At 33.5% G+C, this 24,857-nt stretch carries 24 protein-coding genes; 18 read left to right on the top strand and 6 right to left on the bottom strand.

Features of this window, described 5'->3' with window-relative positions:
* Positions 1 to 155: 155 nt before the first annotated feature.
* From B0A81_RS20595 to B0A81_RS20515, 17 genes are all read left to right on the top strand, one after another.
* The gene (locus B0A81_RS20595) at positions 156 to 350 is read left to right on the top strand and encodes a cold-shock protein (protein WP_007137066.1); all 195 of its coding nucleotides are present in this window, start codon (positions 156 to 158) and stop codon (positions 348 to 350) included.
* A gap of 243 nt (positions 351 to 593) precedes the next feature.
* Entirely contained in the window at positions 594 to 959 is a 366-nt protein-coding gene (locus B0A81_RS20590; protein ID WP_089053801.1) for an NADH-quinone oxidoreductase subunit A, read from the top strand.
* Positions 960 to 1,109: 150 nt separating this feature from the next.
* The gene (locus B0A81_RS20585) at positions 1,110 to 1,658 is read left to right on the top strand and encodes an NADH-quinone oxidoreductase subunit B (protein ID WP_089059751.1); all 549 of its coding nucleotides are present in this window, start codon (positions 1,110 to 1,112) and stop codon (positions 1,656 to 1,658) included.
* A 1-nt stretch (position 1,659) separates the two neighbouring features.
* Positions 1,660 to 2,181 carry an NADH-quinone oxidoreductase subunit C gene (locus B0A81_RS20580; RefSeq protein WP_089059750.1) on the top strand — a complete coding sequence of 174 codons (522 nt, stop codon included), beginning with the start codon at positions 1,660 to 1,662 and terminating at the stop codon, positions 2,179 to 2,181.
* A gap of 21 nt (positions 2,182 to 2,202) precedes the next feature.
* Entirely contained in the window at positions 2,203 to 3,441 is a 1,239-nt protein-coding gene (locus B0A81_RS20575; protein ID WP_089059749.1) for an NADH-quinone oxidoreductase subunit D, read from the top strand.
* Positions 3,442 to 3,636: 195 nt separating this feature from the next.
* Positions 3,637 to 4,167, top strand: coding sequence for an NADH-quinone oxidoreductase subunit NuoE family protein (locus B0A81_RS20570; RefSeq protein ID WP_089059748.1), 531 nt, complete (start codon positions 3,637 to 3,639; stop codon positions 4,165 to 4,167).
* Position 4,168: 1 nt separating this feature from the next.
* Positions 4,169 to 5,536, top strand: coding sequence for an NADH-quinone oxidoreductase subunit NuoF (nuoF, locus tag B0A81_RS20565; protein WP_089059747.1), 1,368 nt, complete (start codon positions 4,169 to 4,171; stop codon positions 5,534 to 5,536).
* A gap of 85 nt (positions 5,537 to 5,621) precedes the next feature.
* The gene (locus B0A81_RS20560) at positions 5,622 to 6,653 is read left to right on the top strand and encodes a 2Fe-2S iron-sulfur cluster-binding protein (protein WP_089059746.1); all 1,032 of its coding nucleotides are present in this window, start codon (positions 5,622 to 5,624) and stop codon (positions 6,651 to 6,653) included.
* A 3-nt stretch (positions 6,654 to 6,656) separates the two neighbouring features.
* Positions 6,657 to 7,709, top strand: coding sequence for an NADH-quinone oxidoreductase subunit NuoH (nuoH, locus tag B0A81_RS20555; RefSeq protein WP_089059745.1), 1,053 nt, complete (start codon positions 6,657 to 6,659; stop codon positions 7,707 to 7,709).
* A gap of 86 nt (positions 7,710 to 7,795) precedes the next feature.
* Positions 7,796 to 8,341, top strand: coding sequence for a NuoI/complex I 23 kDa subunit family protein (locus B0A81_RS20550; RefSeq protein WP_089059744.1), 546 nt, complete (start codon positions 7,796 to 7,798; stop codon positions 8,339 to 8,341).
* Positions 8,341 to 8,880, top strand: coding sequence for an NADH-quinone oxidoreductase subunit J family protein (locus B0A81_RS20545; protein ID WP_089059743.1), 540 nt, complete (start codon positions 8,341 to 8,343; stop codon positions 8,878 to 8,880). The genes B0A81_RS20550 and B0A81_RS20545 overlap by 1 nt, the downstream gene beginning before the upstream one ends.
* The gene (nuoK, locus tag B0A81_RS20540) at positions 8,880 to 9,200 is read left to right on the top strand and encodes an NADH-quinone oxidoreductase subunit NuoK (protein ID WP_012023318.1); all 321 of its coding nucleotides are present in this window, start codon (positions 8,880 to 8,882) and stop codon (positions 9,198 to 9,200) included. The genes B0A81_RS20545 and nuoK overlap by 1 nt, the downstream gene beginning before the upstream one ends.
* A gap of 7 nt (positions 9,201 to 9,207) precedes the next feature.
* On the top strand, positions 9,208 to 11,091 hold the full coding sequence (nuoL, locus tag B0A81_RS20535) for an NADH-quinone oxidoreductase subunit L (RefSeq protein WP_089059742.1): 1,884 nt from the start codon (positions 9,208 to 9,210) through the stop codon (positions 11,089 to 11,091).
* A gap of 10 nt (positions 11,092 to 11,101) precedes the next feature.
* Positions 11,102 to 12,541, top strand: coding sequence for a complex I subunit 4 family protein (locus B0A81_RS20530; RefSeq protein ID WP_089059741.1), 1,440 nt, complete (start codon positions 11,102 to 11,104; stop codon positions 12,539 to 12,541).
* 139 nt (positions 12,542 to 12,680) lie between these two features.
* Positions 12,681 to 14,072 carry an NADH-quinone oxidoreductase subunit N gene (locus B0A81_RS20525; RefSeq protein ID WP_089059740.1) on the top strand — a complete coding sequence of 464 codons (1,392 nt, stop codon included), beginning with the start codon at positions 12,681 to 12,683 and terminating at the stop codon, positions 14,070 to 14,072.
* 164 nt (positions 14,073 to 14,236) lie between these two features.
* Complete coding sequence (locus B0A81_RS20520) at positions 14,237 to 15,010, top strand: Bax inhibitor-1/YccA family protein (RefSeq protein ID WP_089059739.1); 774 nt, start codon at positions 14,237 to 14,239, stop codon at positions 15,008 to 15,010.
* 549 nt (positions 15,011 to 15,559) lie between these two features.
* Positions 15,560 to 18,409 (top strand): pectate lyase family protein, encoded by a 2,850-nt coding sequence (locus B0A81_RS20515; protein ID WP_089059738.1) that lies wholly within the window; start codon positions 15,560 to 15,562, stop codon positions 18,407 to 18,409.
* A 62-nt stretch (positions 18,410 to 18,471) separates the two neighbouring features.
* On the opposite strand, the gene B0A81_RS20510 is transcribed toward B0A81_RS20515, so the two are convergent.
* The 5 genes from B0A81_RS20510 to amaB form a co-directional block, all read right to left on the bottom strand.
* Positions 18,472 to 18,876 carry a hypothetical protein gene (locus B0A81_RS20510; RefSeq protein WP_123922214.1) on the bottom strand — a complete coding sequence of 135 codons (405 nt, stop codon included), beginning with the start codon at positions 18,874 to 18,876 and terminating at the stop codon, positions 18,472 to 18,474.
* Positions 18,857 to 19,330 (bottom strand): LemA family protein, encoded by a 474-nt coding sequence (locus B0A81_RS20505; protein ID WP_233206943.1) that lies wholly within the window; start codon positions 19,328 to 19,330, stop codon positions 18,857 to 18,859. Before B0A81_RS20505 ends, B0A81_RS20510 begins: the two co-directional genes overlap by 20 nt.
* 97 nt (positions 19,331 to 19,427) lie before the next feature.
* Complete coding sequence (locus tag B0A81_RS20500; RefSeq protein WP_089059735.1) at positions 19,428 to 20,471, bottom strand: hypothetical protein; 1,044 nt, start codon at positions 20,469 to 20,471, stop codon at positions 19,428 to 19,430.
* A gap of 41 nt (positions 20,472 to 20,512) precedes the next feature.
* On the bottom strand, positions 20,513 to 21,325 hold the full coding sequence (locus B0A81_RS20495; protein WP_089059734.1) for a leucine-rich repeat domain-containing protein: 813 nt from the start codon (positions 21,323 to 21,325) through the stop codon (positions 20,513 to 20,515).
* Positions 21,326 to 21,451: 126 nt separating this feature from the next.
* On the bottom strand, positions 21,452 to 23,005 hold the full coding sequence (gene amaB / locus B0A81_RS20490) for an L-piperidine-6-carboxylate dehydrogenase (protein WP_089059733.1): 1,554 nt from the start codon (positions 23,003 to 23,005) through the stop codon (positions 21,452 to 21,454).
* A 181-nt stretch (positions 23,006 to 23,186) separates the two neighbouring features.
* Between amaB and B0A81_RS20485 the strand changes: the two genes are divergently transcribed.
* Positions 23,187 to 24,146, top strand: coding sequence for an MBL fold metallo-hydrolase (locus B0A81_RS20485; RefSeq protein WP_089059732.1), 960 nt, complete (start codon positions 23,187 to 23,189; stop codon positions 24,144 to 24,146).
* A 119-nt stretch (positions 24,147 to 24,265) separates the two neighbouring features.
* Here B0A81_RS20485 and B0A81_RS20480 read toward each other — a convergent pair whose 3' ends face one another.
* Complete coding sequence (locus tag B0A81_RS20480; protein WP_089059731.1) at positions 24,266 to 24,805, bottom strand: 3-hydroxyanthranilate 3,4-dioxygenase; 540 nt, start codon at positions 24,803 to 24,805, stop codon at positions 24,266 to 24,268.
* Between the last annotated feature and the right edge of the window lie 52 nt (positions 24,806 to 24,857).

Genomic DNA, 24,857 nt, shown 5'->3' with positions numbered 1-24,857 from the left:
TTCTCAAATTATGGCATTTCATATAAAATTTGATGCAATAAACCACGTAAAAACACTGGAAATCAATAATTTTTACAAAAATTTAACACCCTAATGTCTTTTGTATGAATTTATATATTACATTTGCTTTATTATAAATTATTATTACAATTACAATGCGTACAGGTACAGTAAAATTTTTCAATGAATCTAAAGGTTATGGGTTCATTACAGACGAAGAAACAGGAAAGGACATCTTCGTTCACGCTTCAGGAATTAACGCGGAAGAATTACGCGAAGGTGACCGTGTAAGCTATGAAGAAGAAGAAGGAAGAAAAGGGAAAGTTGCTGCTAAAGTAGCAGTAATCTAAGAAAAATATAGCAATTTATTTTTTTTGCCTCTGAATGGTTTTAAAAACGTTTCGATTAATTTCGAAACGTTTTTTTTTGCTCATTTCTTAAAAAAATATTAAAATTTTAAGACCTTATTTATAATCAATAAAAATTACACCCAAACGTTGTTGCATTGCGTACTTATGTCACCCTTTAGTTTGTGATTTACGTCATTGAAAGTTATCTTTGTGGCTTATTCTTTAAGTAAAAAAGCTAAGCTTATGCAATCTGATCAATACAGTTACATTCCTATCTTAATGCAGTTCATTCTAGCTGTTGGTTTTGTTGTAGGAACAATCATTATTTCTGGAAAATTAGGCCCAAAAAGAACCTCTGAAGTTAAAGATAAAAACTTCGAGTGCGGGATCGAATCTGTTGGTAATGCACGTATTCCTTTTTCAGTAAAATATTTCCTAGTTGCCATCCTGTTTGTATTGTTTGACGTAGAGGTAATTTTCCTTTATCCTTGGGCAGTAAATTTTAAAGAACTTGGTATTGAAGGAATGTTGAAAATGATTGTTTTTATGTCACTGCTTTTAGTTGGTTTTTTCTACATCATCAAAAAGAAAGCTTTAGACTGGGAATAAGAAAATTTTAGATTTCAGATTTTAGTCCCGATAGCTGTCGGAATAGATTTGAAAAATAAATTCTTAAAATACAATGTTGATTTTTTAAAATATTGATTTCGATTTCAGGATTAAAAATCTAAAATCAGAAATCTACAATCTAAAATAAAAATGAGCGATTCAAATGTAAATATGGTTGCGCCACCTGAAGGTGTTGTTGGTGAAGGTTTCTTCGCAACAAAACTAAATGATGTTGTAGGTTTGGCACGCGCGAATTCTCTTTGGCCTTTACCTTTTGCAACTTCATGCTGCGGAATTGAGTTTATGGCAACAATGGCTTCACATTACGATTTAGCACGATTTGGATCTGAGCGTGTGAGTTTCTCTCCTCGTCAAGCAGATATGTTATTAGTAATGGGAACAATTTCAAAAAAAATGGCCCCGATTTTAAGACAAGTTTACGAACAAATGTCTGAACCTCGCTGGGTAATTGCCGTTGGAGCTTGTGCTTCATCGGGAGGTGTTTTCGACACTTACTCAGTTCTTCAAGGAATTGACAAAGTAATCCCAGTTGACGTTTACGTTCCGGGATGTCCTCCAAGACCAGAACAAATCGTTGATGGAGTAATGAGATTACAAGATTTGGTAAAAAGCGAATCTGTTAGACGCAGAAGCTCTCCAGAATACCAAGAATTATTAGCTTCCTATAACATTTCATAAGATGGCTTTAGAAAATACCCTGATTCAAGATAAACTTACAGAAACATTTGATACAAGTGTTTTTAACTTTCAACAAGAAAGAGATATTTTTTCATTAGAAACAACTCCTGAAAAAATCACAGCTTTGATCCTTTTCCTGAAAAATGATTCTGATTTACGTTTTCACTTCTTAACAGACTTATGCGGCATTCATTATCCAGACAACGATGCAGATCGTCAATTTGCGATAGTTTATCATTTGCATAACTGGTACGAAAACAAACGTATTAGAATTAAAGTTTACTTGAATGGTGAAAAACCAGAGATCAAAACCGTTTCAAATATTTTCTTGAGTTCAAACTGGATGGAAAGAGAAACATACGATTTCTTCGGAATCAATTTTATTGGTCACCCGCAATTGAAACGTATTTTGAATATGGACGAAATGGTGTCTTTCCCAATGAGAAAAGAATTCCCAATGGAAGACAGCGGAAGAACTGATAAAGACGACAGATTCTTTGGAAGAACAACAACAAATTGCTAAAAAATAATTCAACATTATAAAATGTCAGAACTATTATTACCACCAGAGCATCGTTATGCTAAAATAATTAAGGACAAACTAAACGAAGACGGAAGCGAGCTTTCGGTACTGAATTTAGGACCAACGCATCCTGCGACTCACGGTATTTTTCAAAATATCTTATTAATGGATGGTGAAAGAATTCTAGAGGCTGAACCAACTATTGGCTACATCCACAGAGCTTTTGAAAAAATTGCCGAGAATCGTCCTTTCTATCAAATCACACCTCTTACAGATCGTATGAACTATTGCTCCTCTCCTATTAACAATATGGGATGGTGGATGACTTTAGAGAAATTACTAAATATTGAAGTTCCTAAAAGAGCACAATATTTAAGAGTTATTGTAATGGAGCTTGCTCGTATTACAGATCACTTAATTTGTAACTCGATTCTAGGAGTAGATACTGGTGCATATACTGGTTTCTTATACGTTTTTCAATTCAGAGAAAAAGTTTATGAGATTTACGAAGAAATTTGTGGAGCTCGTTTAACAACAAATATGGGAAGAATTGGTGGTTTTGAAAGAGACTGGTCACCAGAAGCTTTTAAAAAACTAGATACTTTCCTTGAAGAATTTCCTGTCGCTTGGCAAGAATTCGTAAACTTATTCGAAAGAAACAGAATTTTCCTTGACAGAACCGTAAACGTAGGTGCAATTTCTGCTGAACAAGCAATGGCTTACGGATTTACAGGTCCAAACTTACGTGCTGCCGGAGTTGATTATGACGTTCGTGTTGCACAGCCATATTCTTCTTACGAAGACTTTGAATTTAGTGTTCCTGTTGGAAAATCAGGTGATACTTACGATCGTTTCTGTGTTCGTAATGCAGAAGTTTGGGAAAGTTTAAGTATTATTCGTCAAGCTTTGGATAAAATGCCGGCTGGAAACGAATATCATGCTGAAGTTCCTGATTATTACCTTCCTCCAAAAGAAGATGTTTACACTTCTATGGAATCTTTAATTTATCACTTTAAGATTGTAATGGGTGAAGTTCCTGTACCAGTTGCAGAAATTTACCACCCTGTTGAAGGAGGAAACGGAGAATTAGGATTCTATTTAGTTACAGACGGAAGCAGAACTCCATATAGATTACATTTCAGAAGACCTTGTTTTATTTATTACCAAGCATATCCTGAAATGATTAAAGGTTCATTACTTTCTGATGCAATTGTTATCCTTTCGAGTTTAAACGTAATTGCGGGAGAATTAGACGCGTAAAAAATTTTAGATTGAAGATTTTAGATTGTTAGATTACTGAACAGCATATCTAATAATTAAGATTGAAAATCTAAACTTATCATAGAATTGAAGAATTCAGATTGAAAAATCTAAAAACTAATAAAGATTGCAGAATACGGATTGAGGACAAAGATTGAAAAATCTGAAACCTAAAATCTAAAATCTAAAATAAAAATGGAACGTAAACATTACAAACAAGAAATAAATATGACTGAGGCATTGATCGCTCGTATCAATGAATTGATTAGTCATTATCCAGAAGGCAAACAAAAATCGGCTTTACTGCCTGTTTTGCACGAAGTGCAGGACGCGCATAACAACTGGCTTAGCATTGAATTGCAAGACATAGTTGCCGAGATTCTTCAGATAAAACCAATTGAGGTTTATGAAGTGGTTACTTTTTATACCATGTTCAACCAAAAACCAATTGGAAAGTATATGTTTGAATTTTGCCAGACTTCTTGTTGCTGTTTAAATGGTGCCGAAAATTTAATGGATTATACTTCTGAAAAATTAGGCATTAAAATGGGTGAAACCACTCCAGATGGAATGTTTACCATTGCTGGTGTAGAATGTTTAGGTGCTTGCGGATACGCTCCGATGATGCAGTTAGGCGATTTCTACAAAGAGAAATTGACAGAAGACAAAATCGATCAGTTAATCGCTGATTGTAGAGATGATAAAATAATATTACACGATAAATAAGATGTCACAAAAAATATTATTAGATAAAATCAATATTCCTGGAATTAAAACCTACGAAGTATATCGTCAAAATGGCGGATACGCTTCTGTAGAAAAAGCTTTAAAAACACTTACACCAGACGAAGTTACTGAAGAAGTAAAAAAATCAGGTCTTCGTGGTCGTGGCGGCGCGGGTTTCCCTGCTGGAATGAAATGGAGTTTTATTGACAAGAAATCAGGAAAACCAAGACACTTAGTTTGTAACGCCGACGAATCTGAACCGGGAACTTTCAAAGATCGTTATTTGATGGAATATATTCCTCACTTATTGATCGAGGGAATGATCACTTCAAGTTATGCTTTGGGCGCAAATCTTTCATATATCTACATTCGTGGAGAATATATGTGGGTTTTCAAAATTTTAGAAAGAGCAATCGCCGAAGCTAAAGTTGCAGGCTGGTTAGGAAAAAATATATTAGGTTCAGGTTACGATCTTGAACTTCACGTACACTGTGGAGCTGGAGCTTATATTTGTGGAGAAGAAACTGCACTTATTGAGTCTTTAGAAGGTAAAAGAGGAAATCCTCGTATTAAACCGCCTTTCCCAGCAGTTTCAGGACTTTGGGCAAATCCAACTGTGGTAAACAATGTTGAAACAATCGCAACAGTGCCGTGGATTGTAAACAATTCTGGTGATGATTATGCTAAAATTGGAATTGGTCGTTCTACAGGAACCAAATTAATTTCTGCTTCTGGACACATAAAAAATCCTGGAGTTTACGAAATTGAATTAGGTTTAAGTGTTGATGAGTTCATGAATTCTGATGAATATTTAGGAGGAATGTCTTCTAGTCGTCCGTTAAAAGCATTTGTACCGGGAGGATCTTCAGTGCCAATTTTACCAGCCGAATTAATTTTCAAAACTGCAAATGGCGAAGATCGTTTAATGACTTATGAATCTTTAAGTGATGGTGGTTTTGCTACTGGATCTATGTTAGGTTCTGGAGGATTTATTGTTTACAACGATACTGCTTGTGTGGTAAGAAATACTTGGAATTTTGCACGTTTTTACCATCACGAATCTTGCGGACAATGTACACCTTGCCGTGAAGGAACAGGATGGTTAGAAAAAATCTTATGGAGAATCGAAAACGGCCAAGGCCGTGAAGAAGATATCGAATTATTGTGGAGCATTCAAAGTAAAATTGAAGGAAACACAATTTGTCCACTTGGTGACGCCGCTTCTTGGCCAGTAGCAGCTGCGATTCGTCACTTTAGAGATGAATTTGAGTATCACGTTCGTTTCCCAGAAAAAATTAAAAATAGAGATCACTTTGTTGCTGAACCATTTTCGCAAGTAAAGCATTTAGTAGGTAAACAAACAGTTTAAAAAATAGTTTCAAGTTTCACGTTTTTTTAGTTTCAAGTAACAACCTGAAACTTTAAACCTGAAACTAAAAAAACAAAAGTAAGAGATGAAAGTAACCATAGACGGTCAAAGTATAGACGTAGAACCAGGAACAACAATCCTGCAGGCTGCACGTATGATTGGTGGAGATTTGGTACCGCCAGCCATGTGCTATTACTCAAAATTAAAAGGCAGCGGTGGAAAATGTCGTTGCTGCTTAGTTGAAGTTTCTAAAGGTAGTGAAGCTGACCCAAGACCAATGCCAAAATTAATGGCATCTTGTGTAACAGGATGTATGGACGGAATGGAAGTAAACAGTAAATCTTCTGCCAGAGTTACCGAAGCGCGTAAATCTGTAACAGAATTTCTATTGATCAATCACCCATTAGACTGCCCAATTTGTGATCAAGCTGGTGAATGTGATCTTCAAAACCTAAGTTTTGAGCACGGAAACCCAAAATCACGTTTTATTGAAGAAAAAAGAACGTTTGAACCAGAAGATATTGGTCCAAATATTCAACTGCATATGAACCGTTGTATTTTATGTCAAAGATGTGTACAAGTTGCAGATCAATTGACAGACAACAGAGTTCACGGCGTATTAGACCGTGGTGACCACGCTAATATTTCTACTGGAATCTCAAAAGCAATCGACAACGAGTTTTCTGGAAATATGATTGACGTTTGTCCAGTTGGAGCTTTAACAGACAAAACTTTCCGTTTTAAATCAAGAGTTTGGTTTAACAAACCTTATAACGCACACAGAGAATGTACAACTCCTGGATGCTGCGGTAAAGCTACAGTTTGGATGTTTGGTGGAGAAATTCAACGTGTAACTGGTCGTAAAGATGAGTATCATGAAGTTGAAGAATTCATTTGCAACAGCTGTCGTTTTGATCACAAAAACGTTAATGACTGGGTTATTGAAGGACCAAGAGAATTTGAAAAAGATTCTGTTATCAACCAAAATAACTACACTCAAAAATTAGAGAAAGTTGAAATCGATACAGAGAAGAATATTCTTTTAGGTAGAGATATTGACCGTAAAAAAATTAGTATGGCAGCAATTCCATTAACTACTAATGATAAAAAAGTTTAAGAAATGGAAAGTGCATTTATTATAGAAAAAAGTGTTGTTATTGTTGTCGTTTTTGCGGTAACAATGATTATGGCAATGTACTCTACTTGGGCAGAACGTAAAGTTGCTGCTTTTCTTCAAGACCGTGTTGGTCCAAACCGTGCAGGTTGGGGAGGTTTATTACAACCACTTGCTGATGGTATGAAATTATTCTCAAAAGAAGAATTTTTCCCAAACACGCCAAACAAATTTTTATTCGTTGTAGGTCCTGCAATTGCAATGAGTACAGCTTTGATGACAAGTGCTGTAATTCCGTGGGGAGATAAACTGCATCTTTTTGGAAGAGATATTTATCTTCAGGCAACTGATGTAAACATTGCATTATTATACATTTTTGGAGTTCTTTCAGTTGGAGTTTACGGTATCATGATTGGTGGATGGGCTTCAAACAATAAATTCTCATTAATGGGAGCTGTTCGTGCAGCTTCTCAAATGGTTTCTTATGAAGTTGCGATGGGATTATCAATGATCGCATTATTAATGATGACAGGAACAATGAGTTTAAGAGAAATTTCATTACAGCAATCAGGAATGAACTGGAATGTTTTTTATCAGCCTTTATCCTTTTTAATCTTCTTAATTTGTTCATTTGCAGAAACTAACAGAACTCCGTTTGACTTAGCAGAATGTGAAAACGAATTAATTGGAGGTTACCACACTGAATATTCATCAATGAAAATGGGATTCTATTTATTTGCTGAATATGCAAGTATGTTTATCTCTGCTACTATTATTTCTGTTTTATTCTTTGGAGGTTACAATTACCCAGGAATGCAATGGATGGTAGAAAATGTTGGAGTAAACACAGCTAATCTTTTAGGAATTGCGGTATTATTTGTAAAAATATGCTTCTTCATATTCTTTTACATGTGGGTACGTTGGACGATTCCAAGATTTAGATATGACCAATTAATGAACTTAGGCTGGAGAATTTTAATTCCGCTTTCGATTATTAATATTATGATTACGGGTGCTGTTATTTTAAGACACGATATCGCAGCAGCTTTAGGATTCTAAGAACCGTAACTGGCTTCAAATAAAAATAAAATAGATTTAAAGTTTGATTGATCTCAAATTGAAAATCATAAATCATAGATTAAGAAATGTCAATAGAAACTATATCATTATCGGGTAGAAAGAAAGTGGTCTCTAATAAAGAGATGTCTTTTTTGGAACGATTGTATCTTGTGGCGATTGTAAAAGGTCTTGCTATTACACTTAAGCACCTTTTTAGAAAAAAAATTACGATTCACTATCCAGAACAAGTTCGTGAAATGAGCCCTGTTTATCGTGGTCAACATATGTTGAAACGTGACGAGCAAGGCCGCGAAAATTGTACTGCTTGCGGATTATGTGCTTTATCATGCCCTGCAGAAGCAATTACAATGAAAGCTGCCGAACGTAAACCAGATGAAAAACATTTATACAGAGAAGAAAAATACGCTTCGATTTATGAAATAAACATGCTTCGTTGTATTTTTTGTGGATTGTGTGAAGAGGCTTGCCCGAAAGATGCTATCTATTTGACAACTTCTAAAGTATTAGTTCCTGCTAATTATGAAAGAGAAGATTTCATTTTTGGAAAAGACAAATTAGTGATGCCTTTAGAAATGGCTATTAAAAACTCACAACTTAATAACGCTAACTAATGATACATATTCCTGATTTTGCACACGCGACAACTGTACAAATTATATTTTGTTTCTTAGCGTTTATCACCGTAATGACTGCTTTTTTAACCATTTTTAGCAGAAACCCAATTCACTCAGCAATTTACTTAGTGATTTGTTTCTTCTCTATTGCTGGTCATTATTTATTATTAAACTCACAATTTTTAGCAATTGTACATATAATAGTCTATTCTGGAGCAATTATGATTCTGTTCCTGTTTACCATTATGTTGATGAACCTAAACGAACAGCGAGAAGTTCACCGACCAAGAATCACACGTTTAGGAGCTATTGTTTCTTTCTGTTTGATTTGCGTGGTTTTAATTGCAATATTCATTAACTCTAAACCAATTGTTGGTGAATATGATTCAACTGGAGAAGATTTCCAATCTATCAAAGTATTGGGTAAAATATTATTGAACGAATATATGGTGCCATTTGAATTTGCTTCGATTTTACTTTTGGTTGCGATGATTGGAACTGTATTATTGTCTAAAAAAGAAAAATTAAATAAATAATGGGTAATATATTAAATCAAATAGGTATTGAAAATTACATCTTTTTAAGTGTTGTACTTTTTTGTATTGGTGTTTTTGGTGTATTGTACAGACGAAACTCTATTATCGTTTTCATGTCTATCGAAATCATGCTGAATGCAGTAAACCTTTTATTTGTGGCTTTTTCAACTTATCATCAAGATGCACAAGGACAAGTTTTTGTATTCTTTTCGATGGCAGTTGCTGCAGCTGAAGTTGCAGTAGGATTGGCTATTCTTGTTTCTATTTTTAGAAACATTGGCTCAATTAGTATCGATAATTTAAAAAATTTAAAAGGATAAAATAGAAATGGATACCAATTTAGCTTTAGTTTTAGTTTTAGCTCCTTTTTTAGGATTTTTAATTAATGTTTTCTTTGGGAAAAGCTTAGGAAAAACAGTTTCCGGATTTATCGGAACTGCTGCCGTGGCTGTTTCTTTCATAGTTACTCTTGTTCTTTTTAATCAAATAACTTCAACTGGAAAAGCAATTGAAGTTACTTTATTTGACTGGATTCAAATTAGTAATCTAAAAATCAATCTTGGATTTTTATTAGATCAATTATCAGTTCTTTGGTTATTATTCGTAACCGGAATTGGATCTTTGATTCACTTATACTCTATCAGTTACATGCATGATGATGAGAATATGCACAAATTCTTTGCCTATTTAAATCTGTTCGTATTCTTTATGATTACACTTGTAATTGGAAGCAACTTATTAGTATTATTTATTGGTTGGGAAGGTGTTGGACTTTGCTCTTATTTATTAATCGGATTTTGGCATAAAAACCAAGACTATAACGATGCAGCAAAGAAAGCTTTCATCATGAACAGAATTGGAGATTTAGGTCTTTTAATTGGTATGTTCATCATTGGTTCAATGTTCTCTACTTTAGATTATACCACTTTAAAAACTGCAATCGCAGGAACAACAGATCTAAACTTACCATTACTTTCTTTAGCAGCTTTATGTTTGTTTATCGGAGCTTGTGGTAAATCTGCACAGATTCCATTGTACACTTGGTTACCAGACGCGATGGCTGGACCAACTCCTGTTTCTGCTTTAATTCACGCCGCTACAATGGTAACAGCGGGTATTTTTATGGTAACAAGATTAAACTTTGTTTTTGATCTTGCAACAGATGTACAAACTGTAATTGCCATTATTGGGGCTATAACTTCATTGGTTGCGGCTACAATTGGTTTAGTTCAAACAGATATTAAAAAAGTATTAGCTTACTCTACCGTTTCACAATTAGGATTAATGTTTTTAGCATTAGGATTTGGAGCTTACGAAGTAGCTGTTTTTCACGTAATCACACATGCTTTCTTTAAAGCTTGTTTATTCTTAGGATCAGGTTCTGTTATTCACGGTTTACATGGTGAGCAGGATATGCGTAAAATGGGTGGTTTGCGTAAAGCAATGCCAATCACTTTTTGGACAATGTTGATTTCTTCATTAGCCATTTCAGGAGTTCCGTTTTTCTCAGGTTTCTTCTCAAAAGATGAAATCTTAATGACAGCTTTCCACCACAGTATTCCATTATATGTTGTTGGGTCTATTGCTTCAATCATGACAGCTTTCTATATGTTCCGTTTAATGTTCTTAACTTTCTTTAAAGAATTTAGAGGAACTGAAGAGCAAAAACATCATTTACATGAAAGTGGTACTTTAATTACAATTCCATTAATCATTTTAGCAATTTTAGCAACTTTTGGCGGACTAATCAGTTTACCTGGAAACAGCTGGTTAAATGAATATTTAGCTCCTCTTTTCACAAAAACAGCTGGCGAAGAACACCATCTAGGACCAACAGAATACACTTTAATGGGTGTTGCTGTATTAGGCGGGTTATTAGGAATTTTAATTGCTTACGTAAAATACTTTAAACAAGATAATGTTCCTGAAACTGACGAAAACATTACAGGTTTAACAAAAGTATTATACAACAAATATTATGTTGATGAAGCTTACGATGCGATATTTGTTCGCTCTATAAACGGATTATCAAGATTCTTTAGAGATTATATCGAAACTGGCTTATCGGCACTTGTGTTCGGATTAGGAAAAGTAGCAAATGAATTAGCTTTTCAGGGTAAAAAACTGCAGACTGGAAGTATCGGATTATATCTTTTTGCTTTCGTTTTGGGTCTTTGCGCAATTGTTTCTTATTTATTTTTAGCTCAATAATTTTATAACTATGAACGTTTCTCTTATATTAATTATTCTTTTAGTTGGTGCATTTATCACCTATTTTGCAGGTGACAAACTCGCTTCAAAAGTAGCTTTGTTCTTTAGTTTGGCAGCTTTAGGCTGTTCGGTTGTATTGTTAAACCATTTTAATGCTGGTGAAAATATCAGCCTTATCAATGCTTGGATCACACAACCTAAAATTTCCTTCGCTTTAAATGCTGATGGATTAGCAATTGCAATGCTTTTATTGACTACAGCTTTGACACCAATTATTATATTCTCTTCTTTTGGAAATGAATATAAAAATTCAAAAGCTTTTTATGCTCTAATATTATTCATGGCATTTGCAATGACAGGGACTTTCCTTGCAGCAGATGGTCTTTTATATTATATCTTCTGGGAACTAGCTCTTATTCCTATTTATTTTATTGCTCTTATTTGGGGTAATGGCGATGCTGAAGAAAGAAGAAAAGCAGTGGTTAAATTCTTTATTTACACACTTGCCGGCTCTTTATTCATGTTAACTGCTTTTATTTATTTATACCAAAAAGCAGGCAGCTTCTTAATCGAAGATTTATATAAAGTAGAATTATCAGCTTGCGAACAATTCTGGATTTTCTTAGCTTTCTTCTTAGCTTATGCTATCAAAATTCCAATTATCCCTTTCCACACATGGCAGGCAAATGTGTACCAAAAAGCACCAACAGTTGGAACAATGCTTTTATCTGGTATCATGTTAAAAATGGGATTGTACAGTGTAATTCGCTGGCAATTGCCAATTGCACCTCTTGCGGCAAAAGAATACATGAACATCTTTATCGCTTTAGGAATTGCTGGAGTTATCTACGGTTCAATCGTAGCATTAAGACAAAAAGATTTAAAGAAATTATTGGCTTATTCATCTCTTGCTCACGTTGGATTAATTGCTGCAGGAACTTACACTTTAACTATTGATGGTTTTAGAGGTGCTGTTCTGCAAATGATCGCTCACGGATTTGTTGTAGTTGGATTATTTTATGCTGCAGAAATTATCTACAGAAGATTTGAAACTAGAGAAATCAGCGAATTAGGAGGAATCCGTACGCAATCTCCAAAATTCACTTCAATGTTTTTAATTTTGGTTTTAGCTTCTGTTGCTTTGCCAACTACTTTTAACTTTGTTGGAGAGTTTACAGTATTATACAGTTTATCTCAAATTAATATTTGGTATGCTGTTTTAGGCGGAACAACGATTATTTTAGGAGCTTATTATATGCTTAAAATGTTTCAAAATGTAATGTTGGGCGAAACCAATTCAAAAACTTTTGCAGATGTTTCTGTAAACGAAGGAATTTCGATGGTAGCAATTATTGCTGTATTAATTTTCTTTGGATTTTATCCAAAACCAATTACAGATTTGATTACACCAAGTTTAGAAACGATTTTAAACGTTATCAATAAAAACTAAGATTTTAGAATGCAGATTAACGAATTTTGATTTCAGATTTATCCGAAACTAAAAGAATTAAAATGCTGAAAAAAATAAAAATATATTTTAAATAAAATAAATTAGGGCGTTTTAGATTTCCTAAATCAAAAAAACAAAAATGAATACATTAATAGCTATAACAGGATTGGGTATTTTTTGCCTATTGTTTGAAATTCTAAATTTTAGAAAAGGCATCGTTCCGTTTACCATTTTAGGTTTATTGGGCGTTTTGGCACTTAACTTTTACGAATTTGGATCAACAGCAAGTTATTACAATAATATGATTGCAGTAGATAAATTCTCAACTGCCTTTTCATCATTATTTATTATTCTGACTATTTTCCTTGTAGCATTAAGCCATAATTTTTACGAAAATCATCAATCTAAAATTTCTGATTTCATTGCCATAAAAATCTTCTTATTAGCTGGAGCTGTTGCCATGGTTTCTTTTGGAAACTTAGCAATGTTTTTCCTTGGAATCGAAATTCTATCAATCGCACTATATGTTCTTGCAGCAAGCGATCGTTTGAATATTAAAAGTAATGAAGCAGGTATGAAATATTTCCTTATGGGATCTTTTGCATCGGGAATTATTTTATTTGGAATTTGTTTGATTTACGGAGCAATGGGTACATTTGATGTTACAGAAATTTACGAAAGTTCTTTATCTGCCGAGCTTCCAATCTGGTTTCCTATCGGGATGGTTTTAATGACAATCGGAATGTTGTTTAAAATTGCAGCTGTTCCATTTCATTTCTGGGCACCAGATGTTTACGAAGGTTCACCAGCTTTAACAACTGCTTTAATGAGCACATTGGCAAAAGTAGTTGCGATTGCAACACTTTATAAATTAGTTGCCGGACTAAATTTAATTCCGTCTCTTGAAAATCAAGAACTTTTAGGAACATTTGAAAACATCATTGTAATTATTTCAATTGCATCTATGACTGTTGGAAATATAATGGCATTACGTCAAGTTAATGTAAAACGTATGCTGGCATTTTCAGGAATCTCACACGCAGGTTTCATGTTAATGACATTCTTATCTATCGCAACATCTGCAGGTACTTTATTGTATTATACATCAGCTTATGCTTTAGCGGGAATCGCTGCTTTTAGTGTTATTTTATATGTTTGTAAAAATCAGGACAACGAAGATATTACGAACTTCCACGGACTTGGAAAAACAAATCCACTATTAGCTGCAATCTTAACTGGTTCACTATTGTCTATGGCTGGTATTCCAATTTTCTCAGGATTCTTCGCGAAATTATTCTTATTCAATCAAACAATTCAAGCGGGATATATTGCTTTAGTTATTGTAGCAGTAATTAATTCAATTATAAGTGTTGGATATTATTTCAAACTTATTTTGGCAATGTATTCTAAAGAACCAAATGAAAAACGTACAGGAAAACCATTTCTTATTTATGCAGTTGCAATTGTGTCAATTGTTTTAAATATTGTTTTAGGATTATTCCCATCATTAGTTTTAGACTTATTGAATTAAAAAATATACTTCAAAATAAACACAAGTCCATCAAGATTTTTTTTTTGATGGACTTTTTTTATATCTCTTTTTATAGAAGAGAAAATCATGTTAAAAATTTACCTCAAGTCGCCCCACCTCGAAAAAACTCCATATATTTGGGTTCAATTAAATGTATTAAAACTATGGCCTTCAATTCAAATAATCCATTTTTAAGCAACAAGCGTTTTTCATCAAATGCCGTTTCAAGAGCTGAAGAAGTACACGAAGCAAAAATTATTGATTACAATCAGGAAATGACTTTGTCTGGTACTATTAATAAAACAGCTATTTTATTTTTAATATTATGTGCATCATCTATGATTACTTGGTGGATGGCATTTAACGGAATGAATCCAATGTTACCTGCAATTGGCGGTGCAATTGTTGGATTGATTTTAGTTGTTATTTCTGCTTTTAAACCACAAGCTTCTCCATACTTAGCTCCTGGATATGCCCTTTTTGAAGGTTTATTTATTGGAGGAATATCTGCAATTTTTGAATTAAAATATCCTGGAATTGTTGTTAATGCAGTTGGTGCGACTCTTGTAACCTTTTTAGTTTGCTTAGGATTGTATAAATTCAGAATTGTTAAAGTTACAGAGCAATTCAAATCAGTTGTTGTTGCCTCTACATTAGCAATTGCAACTTATTATTTAATTTCTTGGGTAGTTTCAATGTTTACAAGCTGGACTCCTGTACATCATGGAAATTCGATGATGAGTATCGGAATTAGTGTTTTTGTAATTGTTATCGCTGCTTTAAACTTATTCTTAGATTTTGATCAAATCGAAAAAGGTGTACAACAAAAAATGCCAAAATACATGGAATGGTTTGGCGCAATGGGACTAATGATTACTTTAGTTTGGTTGTATATTGAATTTTTAAGATTACTATCTAAACTATCTAGTAAAGACTAAATACTTACTTACAATATTCTGAAAGCCTTTTTGATAATCAAAAAGGCTTTTTTTATGCCTATACATTTCAAAAAAACAGAAGAATAGAATAACACATTTACAACTTCATTTTATACGATACTCTATTTTTATTTTAAAAGCAAAACAAATATCTCAAGTAGTTTTTTCTGCATTCATAAATACTTTTGGCATTTATTTCTCTTTACTGATGTAATCTTTTTCTTTCTTTAACGAATTTGCCGAAAAAATTTAATTTTTTCAAAAAGAGATACATCTTAAGAATCTCAAGAAATCCATACATCTTAAAAAAGTAATAAAAATAAGACTTAGCGAAGTTTTTATGTATTATGTAATAAATTACAATTAATGCAATTTATTACATAATAAAAAACTAAACTACAAAAATTTTAAACTATATATTTTTTTACTACTAAAAAAATAAGAATATCAAAATTTTATATATTTTTGTGCAATCGATTACAATTTACTATTGTTTGAGATAATTAAAACCACTTAATAACTTTTACTAATTTTTTAACCCAAACTATTATGAAAAAAAACCTACTTTTCTTAACCGTTTTCCTTGTTACCGTCCAAATATGGGCTCAACAAGTTCAAATCACAGAAGCCTCTGGATGGCTTGAAACCGCTTTTGTAAAATGGCAGCCGGTTAGCGGCGCTCAAACCTACAATGTTTACTACACAGGAAATGGTCTAACGGACCAAAAAATTGATGATCAATTGATTCGCAGTTACGGAAGTTATTTTCGTGCAGACATTCCTGGTTTGAAAGCAGGAAGTTACATTGTAAAAGTTAAACCTGTAATTTCTGGTACAGAAGGTTCGGGCTCAACAACGAGTTCTCTAACGGTATTAGCACAAGATCGAAACGGATTTGCATTTGAAAGCGGCAGAGTTCCCGGAGGATATAAAGCTGATGGAACGCCAAAAGATAATGCTGTAATTCTATACATTACACAAAATACAAAAAACACCATTTCGATGAACATTACCGGCGCCAGTGCAAATCCATGCGTTGGTTTACAAAATATTCTTTATGCCATCAAAAAAGGAAAAGACACTCGCCCATTTATAATCAGGTTGATTGGCAACATAACGGATATGACTGTTATGGAAGGCGGAGACGTTGTAATTGAAAATGCAAACAATGCTTCAAGCTACATCACTTTTGAAGGAATAGGAACAGATGCTGTCGCAAATGGATGGGGAGTTCGTCTAAAATCTGCTTCAAATGTTGAAGTAAACAATATTGGCTTCATGAATTGCAATAGTACTGCTGGAGACAATGTTGGAATGCAGCAAGATAATGATCATGTTTGGGTTCACAACTGCGATTTATTCTACGGAAATGCAGGAAGCGATGCCGATCAAATAAAAGGTGACGGAGCATTAGACAATAAATCTTCAACATACATTACTTTATCCTACAATCACTTTTGGGATAATGGAAAAGCAAGTTTATTAGGGCTAAGCGAAGGAACCACAACTGGTTTATACATCACATATCACCACAACTGGTTTGACCATTCTGATTCTCGCCATCCTCGAGTTCGTTATTATTCAGCTCACATTTACAATAATTATTACGACGGCGTTTCAAAATACGGCGCAGGATCAACTTTGGGTTCTTCATTATTTGTAGAGGGAAATTATTATCGCAATAGCAAACACCCAATGATGACTTCGCTGCAAGGTTCTGACATTTGGGATGAAGCGAATCAAGTGAATAATGCCGGAACAATGGGAACATTTTCTGGAGAAGCTGGAGGTTCAATCAAAGCTTTTAACAATACTTTTGAAGCTTCAAACGGAACAAATAATATGCGATTTGTGGCTTACAATGATCCGAATCCTTTATACAATATTTCAGGAAAAATCAGCTCTGCTACAGATTTTGATGCTTATTTGGCAACTACAAGAGCCGAAACAGTAAGCAGCAGTGTAAAATCAAAATCTGGAGCAAATACATACAATAACTTTGATACTGACGCTGCTTTATATGTAAAAAATCTCGTAACAGATCAACCCGCAGCGGCAAAAACAAAAGTGACACAATATGCGGGACGTGTTTCTGGCGGAAATTTAAAATGGGTGTTTGATAATAGTGTAGATGATACTTCATCTCTAGTAATTACAACGCTAAAAACAACATTAACAAATTATACTGGCGCTTTAGTTGCAGTACAAGGCGAAGGGAATCCTCCGACAAGTTCACAAACATTAACCTCAACATCAAATAATAATCAAACAGTAACAAGCGGCACAGCTATTGGCAGTATTGTCTTTACATGGGGCGGAGACGCTTCGGATGCTGCGGTTACTGGATTGCCTGCTTCTGGAATTAGTTTTGTAAAAAATACAACGGCAAAAACAATAACAATATCAGGAACACCAACTGCAACAGTATCATATTCAATTACTACTTCAGGAACTGGAACGCCGGCAACAGGCTCTGGAACAATTGCAGTTAATCCAGCTGGAACTCAAACATTGACGTCGACTAATAATAATAGTCAGACTGTTAACAGCGGAACTGCAATAAATGCAATTGTATTTACTTGGGGCGGAACTGCAACTGACGCAGCTGTAACTGGATTACCTTCTTCTGGAATTAGTTTTGTAAAAAATACAACGGCTAAAACTATAACAATATCAGGAACACCAACCGCAACACTATCCTATTCTATCACAACTGTTGGAACAGGAAACACTGTAACTGATTCAGGAACTATAACTGTAACGACAAATACTCCAAGTGGAGACGAAATACACAATTTTACAGCTTCAGGTAAAACAAGCAGTTTTTATACTATAACTGGAAATCTATCCACTACAAAAGGCACGGTAACCTACAACAACTTAACATTGACGCAATGTTTAAAAATAGAATCTTCAACAAATATTTCTTTTACAACGTCTCAAGCGAGTACTTTAACGCTTGTACTAATTGAAGCATCGGCTGTTATAAAAGTTGATAATGTAGACAGAACTGCTTCAAACGGAATTGTAACGGTTTCGCTGGCTGCCGGCAGTCACACGATTACGAAAAAAGATACAGCAAATCTTTTTTATATGAGTACTGCATACAGCGGTTCAACGCAAAGAATTGCACAAACAGAATCTTTAACTGAAGTATCAGCGAAGACTGAAAGCGCGCAAGCAATTTTGTACCCAAATCCAACAACTGGCACTTTGTATTTATCCGATCCTAATTTGACTGTTGAAAAAATTCTTATTTATAATATAACTGGGTTTCTTGTAAAAACGGTTCAAAAAGGAAGGGAAAGCATCGATTTAAACACTTTGACTACTGGAACTTATTTAGCTAAAATATACACAACCGATGGTTCTTATAATCAAACCATTATTAAAAAATAATTTATAAAATTAAAGGCTTCCAAATATTTGGAAGCCTTTTTTATTTTCATTCAAATTATAATTTATCTTTTTCTGTTTCTAAATTCTTCTTGTTCACTTACTTTATTAAACTCCCTAAAAAAGCTTTTAATAGTTTCTAAATTAAACATAACAAACAGAAACATTCCTATAAAAATTGTGATCCAACAGTACAAAATTTTCACTGGTGAAATATCATTAGCAACAACATAAAATACAATTGTAGGCAAAATAGAAACCAATATTGTGAGTCCCAAAGACAACATTAGCGGACTTGTAAAATAGCTGTTAACAGCACCAAAACCAAGCTTTCTAATTATGAAAGCTGCAAATGTTAAAGTTACTAAACCAAACATTATACTTCCAAAACCATAAATAAGCACGGTATCATTCAGGCTGTTAATTTCGTTCTCGTAACCCAAAAAAGTATTAAAGTTGAACTCCATCATATTTCTTATCTTCTGGTGTAACATCAAATAAAGTCTGCGTTTTATACCCAATTAGCTTCGCTAAAATAAAATTAGGAAACTCTTGAATCCCCACATTATATAAGTTTACACTATCGTTAAAAAACTCTCGTCGGTCAGCAATTTTATCCTCCATTTGAGAAACTCTTTTTTGCAATTCTAAAAAGTTGCTATTTGATAACAGCGTTGGATAATTCTCAGAAACTGAAAAAATACTTTTTAATGATTTCGAAAACTCGTTGGCATTATCAATCTTTTCTTCGACCGTTTTAGCATTCAAAAAATCTGTTCTTAATTTGGTCAAATTAGTAAGCATTGCAGTTTCATGTTCTGTAAATTTAGACACAATTTTTACCAATTCCGGCACTTCTTCTGCACGCTGCATCAGGATAACATCAATATTTCTAAATGCTTTTTCATTATTATTTTTCAGCATAACCAGCTTGTTATAAATTCTGATAAAAAAATTAAAAAACACAATAATTAGAATTATTCCGATAATTAAGGCAATGTTTTGAACAGTCATATTTTCTTTAATTTAAAATAATATAGATGAGTACAAGTGAGATGAAAAACAAAACGGTTAAAAAAGAATCGAGCAGCGGTTTGTATTTATTTCTAAATGAAATACTCCTTGGAACTGCAATTCCAAAAATAGTATCTGCACTATCTTTTTTTATTATTACACTGCCATTATCTGAGGCAGCATAACCTATAAGCAGCATATAATCGTCACTTTTCAGGTAGGTTTCAGTATATCTTGTTTTTCCTCCAAACTGATTGTCAATTCTATCAAAATAATATTCTAATCCTTCACCATCTACCGTAACAGAACCGGTTTCATCTTTAATTTTAAATTTCCCCGTTTTTACTTCGCTGAAAATAGTTGAATATGTGGTTCTGCCGTCATCATCTCTCGGACTTTCTTTTTCTATTTTATACGAATAACCAATACATGGTTTTTTGAAGTAAGGAGAAATTATAGGTTCGATTTCTTCCAGATCTCCTTCAATTTCAACTAAACCCATAGCAATTGCATCTATTTTTGATGTTGGCAAAATTGACTGCATTTTATAAAATTTGCTTTTACTGCTTGGAAAAAATATCGAGCTAACCAACACAAAACCAGGAATAATTAAAAACAGAAGCTTTAAATTCTCAGTTACAACCAGCCCATAAAAAGCTCCAACAATACAAACTAAAACAAAGAATCCGAGAAGCTTATCCGTTAATTTCGTTTTTGGAATATTGTGAATCCTATTGAACTTTTCTCTCTCTATTTTTTCTTGTTTACTGCTTTTAATTCCGGAATAAATCATTCCGATAATTCCGAATAGAAAAACGGAGACGAATAAAAACAATATAACCGCAAATGGATATCCGGGATCAATTAAAAAACTCACACCAACCATAATCGGACATAAAACAAAAAATAACCAATTAGGAAATTTCAAATTAAAAAGCCCCGAAAAAATTACGGTTTGAAATAAAGCGACACCCAAACTGAAAAGCATTAAAAAAACAACCACTCCAGCATCGGCTTTATTTTGAGTAAGAAATGCAAAAAATTCGTTCATATTTACAATGCTATTATTTGGATATTGTTTTACAGAATTCCTTAAAATACAATTTCAACTTCTTTAGAAAGCAGTTTTCTTAAGCGATTCCTTTCTAAATCTGAAATTGGATTATGGCTTAAATCAAGACCTATCAGTTTGTGCAATTTATTGATATCGTTTGGAATTTCACTAATTTCATTATGACTTAAAACTAAGAATTTCAAATTCTTAAACTGCAAAACCTCATCTGGAAACCTACTTAGTTTATTTTTTGATAAATCGAGTTCAATGACTAACTGCGGCTTTAACTTTGCTTCGGCCAAATCATAAAAAGTCGATTTTCCCTTTTTCTCATCTTCTTTATTTCTCACCAAGAAGCCAAAACCAATTACACTTAATACAGAAACAAAAAAGATACACAGGAAAGCGACCCAAATAGGATCTTCATTTTTTTCGGTTGTAAAAAGTCTCAAATAAATATAATATGCCATTCCGAAGAACAATACCAAAAACAAACCTATAAAAATTAAATACAGAAGATATTTAAAAAACGAAAGAATAATGTGTTTTAGTTTTGTTGTGTCTTTTGCAAACAATGAATAACCTATCAAAGCAAAAATAAAAAGCCAAAAAATAAGCAATCCAATTTTTGCTGCGTCATTATCACTTTCGATAATTTTAAACGAGATAAAAGTAGGAAACATTAAACCAAACCAAACAATAAATCCAGCAATTCCGATAGAAAAACAACCTAATTTATATTCACTCTTTGACGATCTAAGCCACAAATAAGCTATTAAAAAAGACAAAAGAGCAACTCCTATAAAAGCATATCCAAAAGGTGTAAGTCCTGCTAAAAAAAATAAAGGCATTTTATCGAATTATATATTACTCATTTATATCAAATACAAATCTAAATAAATTACTACAAATTCAATACAAAAAAACCGCTTCTTCCAAATATTGAAAAAAGCGGTTTATTAATAAATCTTCTATTTTTACAAATCAAATTTAATTCCTTGTGCCAATGGCAGACTAGTTGTATAATTGATCGTATTGGTTTGACGACGCATATAAATTTTCCAAGCATCAGAGCCAGATTCACGACCGCCGCCAGTTTCTTTTTCACCGCCAAAAGCACCGCCAATTTCAGCACCCGAAGTCCCGATATTTACATTTGCAATTCCACAGTCAGAACCTACAACCGATAAAAATCTTTCGGCTTCACGTAAATTATTAGTCATAATTGCTGATGATAATCCTTGTGCAACACCATTTTGAATTTCGATTGCAGCATCTACATCTCCAGAATATTTAATTAAATATAAAACTGGAGCAAAAGTTTCATGTTGTACAATTTCAAATGAGTTTTTAGCTTCGGCAATTGCAGGCTTAACATAACAGCCGCTTTCGTAACCTTCGCCTGAAAGTACTCCGCCTTCAACAAGAATTTTTCCACCTTCAGCAACTACTTTATTTAAGGCAAGTGCATACATTTCTACAGCATGTAAATCGATAAGCGGTCCAACATGATTATTTTCGTCAAGCGGATTTCCAATTCGCAACTGTTTGTAAGCCGTTACCAATGCATCTTTTACTTTATCATAAATGCTCTCGTGAATAATCAATCTTCGAGTTGATGTACAACGTTGTCCAGCAGTTCCAACAGCGCCAAAAACAGCACCAATAACCGTCATTTTAATGTCCGCATCTGGAGTTACAATAATAGCATTGTTTCCTCCTAATTCCAACAGTGATTTTCCTAAACGACCAGCAACAGTCTGTGCTACAATTTTTCCCATTCGTGTAGAACCAGTTGCTGATACCAGCGGAATACGAACGTCTTTTGTCATCAACTCTCCTATTTTGTAATCTCCATTTATCAAACAAGAAATTCCTTCCGGAAGATTATTTTCTTTAATAACCTGAGCGATTATGTTTTGACACGCAATACCGCAAAGTGGTGTTTTTTCAGAAGGTTTCCAAACGCAAACATCACCAGAAATCCATGCTAAAGCCGTATTCCATGACCAAACTGCAACTGGAAAATTAAATGCCGAAATAATTCCCACAACTCCTAATGAATGATATTGTTCGTACATACGATGTCCTGGTCTTTCAGAATGCATCGTTAATCCGTGTAACTGACGTGATAATCCAACTGCAAAATCACAGATGTCGATCATTTCCTGAACTTCTCCGTAACCTTCCTGCAAAGATTTTCCCATTTCATATGAAACCAATTTACCAAGAGCCTCTTTATTCTCGCGCAATTTCTGTCCAAACTGACGTACAATTTCTCCACGCTGCGGTGCAGGAATTAAACGAAATGTTTTAAAAGCTTCTGTTGCCGAATGCATTACCTTTTCATAATCTTCAAGAGTAGAAGTCTTTACAGATGCAATTAATTTCCCGTCAACAGGAGAAAAACTATCTAAAATCTCACCCGATGAGAAATTTTCTATTCCAGTAGAAGTTCCTTCATTTACTTGTTTTATTCCTAGCTTTTCAAGCGCTTCATTTATGCCAAATTGTGATGCTATTGTTGTCATTGTAACTTTTTTAGTTAAAATTGTTATATTAATACGTAAAGATATTGTTTTAAAATTACTTTCTAATAAATCATAATAGTTAAAATCAGAGTAAATTTAAGGCTATTTAATAGTAATAACAGAATCAAAGCCTGCTTTATTCATTAAATTTGATGAAATTTGCTTTCCTAAAATAAAAAACATGAATCTTTTTAAACGTCTTCTACTCTGTCTTATATTAGTTACTCTAAATGCCTTTTCTCAAAAAGATCAAAAATCTTCTTTTCAGATCGTTCCATTGGGTGTAAAAGGCGGAATTGACGAAAAAAATCTTTCTGCTTATTTACTCGCTCCTGTACATACAAACGACTATATCTGTTTAGACGCAGGAACAATAAATGCAGGAATTGAAAAAGCTATTGAAAACAAAGTTTTTAAAGTTACTACAGCTGAAGTTTTACGAAAATATATAAAAGGATATTTTATTTCACATGCTCATTTAGATCACGTTTCTGGATTAATCATAAATTCTCCTGCAGATTCTTCTAAGACGGTTTATGCAACTGAAAAATGCATGGAAATGATGGAAAACCATTATTTTAATGATCAAACTTGGGCAAATTTTGGCGATAAAGGCCCTGGAACTCCTTTGAAAAAATATCATTTTGAGACTTTAAAGACCAATCTTGAAACGCCGATTACGAACACTCAAATGACGGTAAAAGCATTCCCGTTAAGTCACGTAAATCCGTTTGAAAGCACTGCATTTTTAATAAAAAATGGAGATTCGTATGTTTTATATTTAGGTGATACGGGACCTGACGAGGTTGAAAAAAGTGATAATCTTAAAAATTTATGGACAACAGTTGCTCCTCTAATTAAAAACAAACAATTGAAAGGAATTTTTATTGAAGTTTCTTTTCCAAACGAACAGCCTGATCAATTTTTATTTGGACATCTAACACCTAACTATCTAATGAAAGAGCTTCTTGTTTTAGAAGAATTAGCAGGAAAAGGAAGCTTAAAAGATTTCAACATTATTATTACACATTTAAAACCGCCTGCTAAGAATATTACAAAACTTAAAGAGCAAATTAAAAATCAAAACAATTTAGGCGTGAAGATTATTTATCCTGAACAAGGGAAGAGATTTGAGCTATAATTTTTTTGCCACTGATTAAACAGTATTGTATGGATTTTAAAATCTAATCTTGTCATATATTCCAAACCCGACCCGTTTTAAAAACCTGTCGGGTTTGATATTTTAACTCAATTAATAAATTACTTTTTTGCTGTAAATCTCGGATCAGTTTCCATTACAGTGCCGCATTTATCACAAGTTCTTAATTTTTCAGAGTTGTAAAAATGCTCGAAGTGCGGAAGAAAGTCTTTCTCTATATTATGCAGTTCAAAAAACACTTCGTATAGTTTATGATTGCAGTTATCACAATGCCATAACAATCCATCAGTATATCCTTTTCCTGCTCGTTTACGTTCAATTACCAAACCTATTGAACCTTTAGAACGAACTGGAGAATGCGGGATTTTAGCAGGATGAAGATACATATCGCCAGCATTCAGCTCCATTTCTTTACATTCTCCATCTTCTTGAATTACCACTTTTATACTGCCTTCTAATTGATAAAAAAGCTCTTCGGTTTCATTGTAATGATAATCTTTTCTTGCATTTGGCCCTGCAACTATCATTACGATATAGTCGCCTGAATCTACATAAAGGTTTTTGTTTCCAACTGGCGGCTTTAATAATTGTCTGTTTTCTTCAATCCATTTAGTAAGATTGAACGGTTTTGCTATGGCCATTTTATAAATTTTTATGAGAAGCTAAGATAATGAAATTGTAGAGATGCACAGC

It is taken from the genome of Flavobacterium plurextorum, assembly GCF_002217395.1.
GTDB lineage: Bacteria > Bacteroidota > Bacteroidia > Flavobacteriales > Flavobacteriaceae > Flavobacterium > Flavobacterium plurextorum.
The sequence above is the reverse complement of the archived record's forward strand: the minus strand, read 5'-3'. Positions and strand labels throughout refer to the sequence as shown.

Coding starts and splice junctions, on each gene's coding strand:
- B0A81_RS20595 (WP_007137066.1), top strand. CDS start 156: ATGCGTACAGGTACAGTAAAATTTTTCAATGAATCTAAAGGTTATGGG.
- B0A81_RS20590 (WP_089053801.1), top strand. CDS start 594: ATGCAATCTGATCAATACAGTTACATTCCTATCTTAATGCAGTTCATT.
- B0A81_RS20585 (WP_089059751.1), top strand. CDS start 1,110: ATGAGCGATTCAAATGTAAATATGGTTGCGCCACCTGAAGGTGTTGTT.
- B0A81_RS20580 (WP_089059750.1), top strand. CDS start 1,660: ATGGCTTTAGAAAATACCCTGATTCAAGATAAACTTACAGAAACATTT.
- B0A81_RS20575 (WP_089059749.1), top strand. CDS start 2,203: ATGTCAGAACTATTATTACCACCAGAGCATCGTTATGCTAAAATAATT.
- B0A81_RS20570 (WP_089059748.1), top strand. CDS start 3,637: ATGGAACGTAAACATTACAAACAAGAAATAAATATGACTGAGGCATTG.
- nuoF (WP_089059747.1), top strand. CDS start 4,169: ATGTCACAAAAAATATTATTAGATAAAATCAATATTCCTGGAATTAAA.
- B0A81_RS20560 (WP_089059746.1), top strand. CDS start 5,622: ATGAAAGTAACCATAGACGGTCAAAGTATAGACGTAGAACCAGGAACA.
- nuoH (WP_089059745.1), top strand. CDS start 6,657: ATGGAAAGTGCATTTATTATAGAAAAAAGTGTTGTTATTGTTGTCGTT.
- B0A81_RS20550 (WP_089059744.1), top strand. CDS start 7,796: ATGTCAATAGAAACTATATCATTATCGGGTAGAAAGAAAGTGGTCTCT.
- B0A81_RS20545 (WP_089059743.1), top strand. CDS start 8,341: ATGATACATATTCCTGATTTTGCACACGCGACAACTGTACAAATTATA.
- nuoK (WP_012023318.1), top strand. CDS start 8,880: ATGGGTAATATATTAAATCAAATAGGTATTGAAAATTACATCTTTTTA.
- nuoL (WP_089059742.1), top strand. CDS start 9,208: ATGGATACCAATTTAGCTTTAGTTTTAGTTTTAGCTCCTTTTTTAGGA.
- B0A81_RS20530 (WP_089059741.1), top strand. CDS start 11,102: ATGAACGTTTCTCTTATATTAATTATTCTTTTAGTTGGTGCATTTATC.
- B0A81_RS20525 (WP_089059740.1), top strand. CDS start 12,681: ATGAATACATTAATAGCTATAACAGGATTGGGTATTTTTTGCCTATTG.
- B0A81_RS20520 (WP_089059739.1), top strand. CDS start 14,237: ATGGCCTTCAATTCAAATAATCCATTTTTAAGCAACAAGCGTTTTTCA.
- B0A81_RS20515 (WP_089059738.1), top strand. CDS start 15,560: ATGAAAAAAAACCTACTTTTCTTAACCGTTTTCCTTGTTACCGTCCAA.
- B0A81_RS20510 (WP_123922214.1), bottom strand. CDS start 18,876: ATGATGGAGTTCAACTTTAATACTTTTTTGGGTTACGAGAACGAAATT.
- B0A81_RS20505 (WP_233206943.1), bottom strand. CDS start 19,330: ATGCTGAAAAATAATAATGAAAAAGCATTTAGAAATATTGATGTTATC.
- B0A81_RS20500 (WP_089059735.1), bottom strand. CDS start 20,471: ATGAACGAATTTTTTGCATTTCTTACTCAAAATAAAGCCGATGCTGGA.
- B0A81_RS20495 (WP_089059734.1), bottom strand. CDS start 21,325: ATGCCTTTATTTTTTTTAGCAGGACTTACACCTTTTGGATATGCTTTT.
- amaB (WP_089059733.1), bottom strand. CDS start 23,005: ATGACAACAATAGCATCACAATTTGGCATAAATGAAGCGCTTGAAAAG.
- B0A81_RS20485 (WP_089059732.1), top strand. CDS start 23,187: ATGAATCTTTTTAAACGTCTTCTACTCTGTCTTATATTAGTTACTCTA.
- B0A81_RS20480 (WP_089059731.1), bottom strand. CDS start 24,805: ATGGCCATAGCAAAACCGTTCAATCTTACTAAATGGATTGAAGAAAAC.